Origin of the sequence: Mycobacterium sp. E3298 (genome assembly GCF_001666895.1) — a bacterium.
Taxonomy (GTDB): domain Bacteria; phylum Actinomycetota; class Actinomycetes; order Mycobacteriales; family Mycobacteriaceae; genus Mycobacterium.
This window is the reverse complement of sequence record NZ_LZJB01000451.1, coordinates 1-3,178: the sequence shown is the minus strand read 5'-3', so window position 1 is coordinate 3,178 and position 3,178 is coordinate 1. Positions and strand designations below refer to the sequence as shown.

At 63.8% G+C, this 3,178-nt stretch carries 3 protein-coding genes and 2 pseudogenes; all 5 read right to left on the bottom strand.

The genetic code is table 11. The features are described 5' to 3' along the window. Nucleotides 1-512: pseudogene (locus tag A9X05_RS21025) on the bottom strand (cytochrome P450); the annotation flags it as partial. 15 nt (nt 513-527) lie between these two features. After that, nucleotides 528-1,481, bottom strand: a complete 954-nt coding sequence (locus tag A9X05_RS21020) for an LLM class flavin-dependent oxidoreductase (protein WP_067747625.1) — start codon at nt 1,479-1,481, stop codon at nt 528-530. 8 nt (nt 1,482-1,489) lie between these two features. After that, entirely contained in the window at nt 1,490-2,323 is an 834-nt protein-coding gene (locus A9X05_RS21015) for an SDR family oxidoreductase (RefSeq protein ID WP_067783888.1), read from the bottom strand. Beyond that, entirely contained in the window at nt 2,316-2,723 is a 408-nt protein-coding gene (locus A9X05_RS21010) for a nuclear transport factor 2 family protein (RefSeq protein WP_067783886.1), read from the bottom strand. Before A9X05_RS21010 ends, A9X05_RS21015 begins: the two co-directional genes overlap by 8 nt. After that, nucleotides 2,723-3,178 (bottom strand): annotated as a pseudogene (locus A9X05_RS31755) (zinc-binding dehydrogenase); the annotation flags it as partial. The pseudogene A9X05_RS31755 and the gene A9X05_RS21010, both read right to left, overlap by 1 nt.

Below are 3,178 nucleotides of genomic sequence, written 5' to 3'. Positions count from 1 at the left end.
TGCCGGATCTGCTGGCGACCGTCCGGCGGCACCCCCAACATCGTGGTGATGATCTCGACGGGGAACAGCGCCGAGAAGTCCTCGACCATGTCGAACGACGTCACATCGATGGTTTGCGCGATTGTGTCGATCACCTTCCGGATCATCGGCTCGAGCTTGGCGATCGCACGCGGGGTGAAAACCTTGTTTACCAGCGACCGCATTCTGGTGTGCTGCGGAGGGTCCATCATGATGATCACTCCGTGCGGGATCATCGCGTCGGGATCGATGAAATGATCGAGCGTCACACCCTTCGCCGAGGAATACCTTTCGTGATCGCGCATCGCGCTCGCGACATCCTCATAGCGGGAAAGGGCCCAGAAGTCGTACTGCGTGCTGTGGTAGACCGGCGCCCGATCGCGTAGTTGGCGGTAAATCTCGAACGGATCGTTGAAGAATTCATCCGAGAAGGGGTCGAAGTGAACGGATCCCAAAGACGTGCCTACTTCCGCCGCGCCCCCGTCAAGGCTCATCTCGTGTCCTTTCGACTACTGCAGCTCGGCGAATCTCTTCAAGTAGGGCCATGCGATCGCGGGCGGTATCCCGCCGCACAGTGGCGAAATGTTGAACATTTCACCTGCTGCGATGCGCTTCCGCGCTTCGTCGACCGAGAGGATCACGTGTGACGACGTGTTGCGCAGCTCGTCGATGGTCCTGGCGGTGGTGATGTTGGCGGACACCGCGTTGTCGGGATTCCATTCCGAGTAGGCGATTGCATCGTGCAGGAGGTACTTGCCGATCTCGTCCCACGCCGCGTCGACATCGTCGGCCACGAAGCAGTTGGTCGCTGCGTCACGCTCGGGGATGACGACAAAGCCGGGCTCGAAGCCGTTGTCGCGACATGCTTTTTCGTAAGCTTCCCGCATTCCTGGCACCCCGCCGTTGGCGAGCAAGCCGAGACCGTTACGTCCAGCGCGCCGCGCGGCCGCCAGGCTGGCGCCGCCCCAGCTCATCATGGGGCCTTCCGGCGTGCGCGGCCGCGGGGTGACTTTCATTCGTCTGCCGCCGTGTTCGATCTCTTCGCCGGCGAGGAGGCGGCGTAACACGCCGAGCTTCTCGTCCGCCAGCCTGCCGCGGTCGGACATCGAGAGTCCGAAGTGAGCGTATTCCTCAGCGCGATATCCGATTCCGAAGACGTAGGTGGCTCTGCCCGCGCTGATGTGATCCAGCACGGCGATGTCCTCGGCCAGCCGTGCCGGATCGTAGAAGGGCAGCAGAATTGTCAGGTTCACCAAGAGTTGCTTCGTGCGAGCGGCAATGGCCGCACCGAGCAGTAACGGCGACGGCAGATAACCGTCGTCCGCGCAGTGGTGTTCGCAGAGCACGACGGCGATACAGCCATGCTGCTCGGCCCATGCCGACATCTCGCTGGCGGCGGCGTACAACTCGGTGGCCGGCGCTCCGATGGTGGGCGCTCGCATGTCGAAGCGAAGGGTGAACACGGTCGCTGCTAACCGGGCTGCCGTGCGTCGGAACCCATGACTTCGGCGCTGGCCTGCATGATCATTCGAACCACTTCGTTGCGTGTCATGGACTTGAAAAGTTCAAATGCCATCCGGACGTCATCGCCCGTGGCGATCGTCGGTCCGTTGCCGAGGTTGGCGAACGCCTCGTCCACCACGCTCGCGGCTGTCACCGCACCCTGGGGAACCTCGTCGACGGATTTCAGTCGGCCGCGCTCGAATTCCAGTTGCCGCAGAGCCGGTGTATCGGTCATGCCGAGGACCAGACCCAGGACGTCCACGCCCTTGTCGTGCAACTCCGCCCACAGCCCCTCAGTGAAAACCATGTCGAAGGCCTTGGTTCCTCCGTATGCCACCATGTTTCGGCCACCGGCTAGCGCAGCACCAGAAGTGAAGTTCACGATGCCGCCGCGTCCTCGGTCGACCATGAGGCCCGAGAAGTGGTGACACAACCGCATCAGCACCAGGCAGTTGCGTTGCAGCAGGGCTTCGGCTCTCGATACCGGATTGGCAAGAAAAGGCTGGTAGTTCGGATCCCCGCCGGCGCAGTACACCAGCATGCCGACCTCGAGGTCTGCGGTGGCGTCGATGATGGACTGGGCAGCGTCGGGCTCGGTGAGATCGATGGCGAGCGTCCGGGTTTTGACACCGGTGCGCTCGTGAATCGCCTCGGCTACCGTGTCGAGCACGCGTCGGCGACGAGCGACCAGCGCAACGTTCACTCCTTCCTGCGCCAACCTCTCGGCGAACAAGGCGCCGCATCCGTCGGACGCGCCGACGATCACCGCCCACGGTCCGTACCTCCGTGCGATGTCACCCATGGGCGCCCGGCACCGCAGCGAGCCGAACCGAGGTGTAGGTACGGCGGTCGATCCGCCAACCGTCCGGCGTCCGTACGGCGTGGTCGTCGTAGTAACCGACGGGGTTCGCGCCCGAGCCGTCCTCCATCAGGATCAGTGCGTCGACGTAGGTGCGGATCGTCGCGGTGTCGGTGTCTATTGCGATGGCCTGGTTGGTCATTCGATGGATCGTGTGCGCCGCGCCGACGTGCGCTGCTTCCATAAACCGCGCCACCTCTGCGCCACCGGTCCACTGGCCGACCAAACCGTAGTCGATGCGCGCATCCTCGGCGAAGACTGTCGTGAGAAGCCGATATTGCCGGCTGTCGATTGCCGTTGCATACCGGACTGTGAGGTCGAAAATGTCGTCGCGGTCCGACATCAGAAGTCACCGTTCGGGTGGATCACGACGCGGGGTGGGCCTTCGGATCGCCGCGCCGCCGCCAGCGCCGCGGGCACCTCGTCGAGGCCGATGATCTTGCCGACGCTGGGCAGTGGGTTCAGCTTCCCCTCGACGACCGCATCCAGAACGCCGTACCAGTCCTGCGGGAGCGGTCCTCCACCGAACTGGAGAGTCAGGCCGTTTCGGGTGGCTTTGGTGATGTCGAGGGTGTCGCCGGTGTACCAGCCACCCGCGCAGTAAATGCGTGATGAGAACTCCGCATCCGCGACGATGCTGTCGATGAGACCCGCAGCGCCAACGCATTCGAACACCACGGCGGAGCCGTTCATGTGGCGTTCGGCGCGCAACGTGCGGAAGGCGTCGAACACCGACCGCTGGGCCGGATCGACCAGAACATGCGCGCCGAACCCGGACTGGGCCAGTTCGCGGCGGTC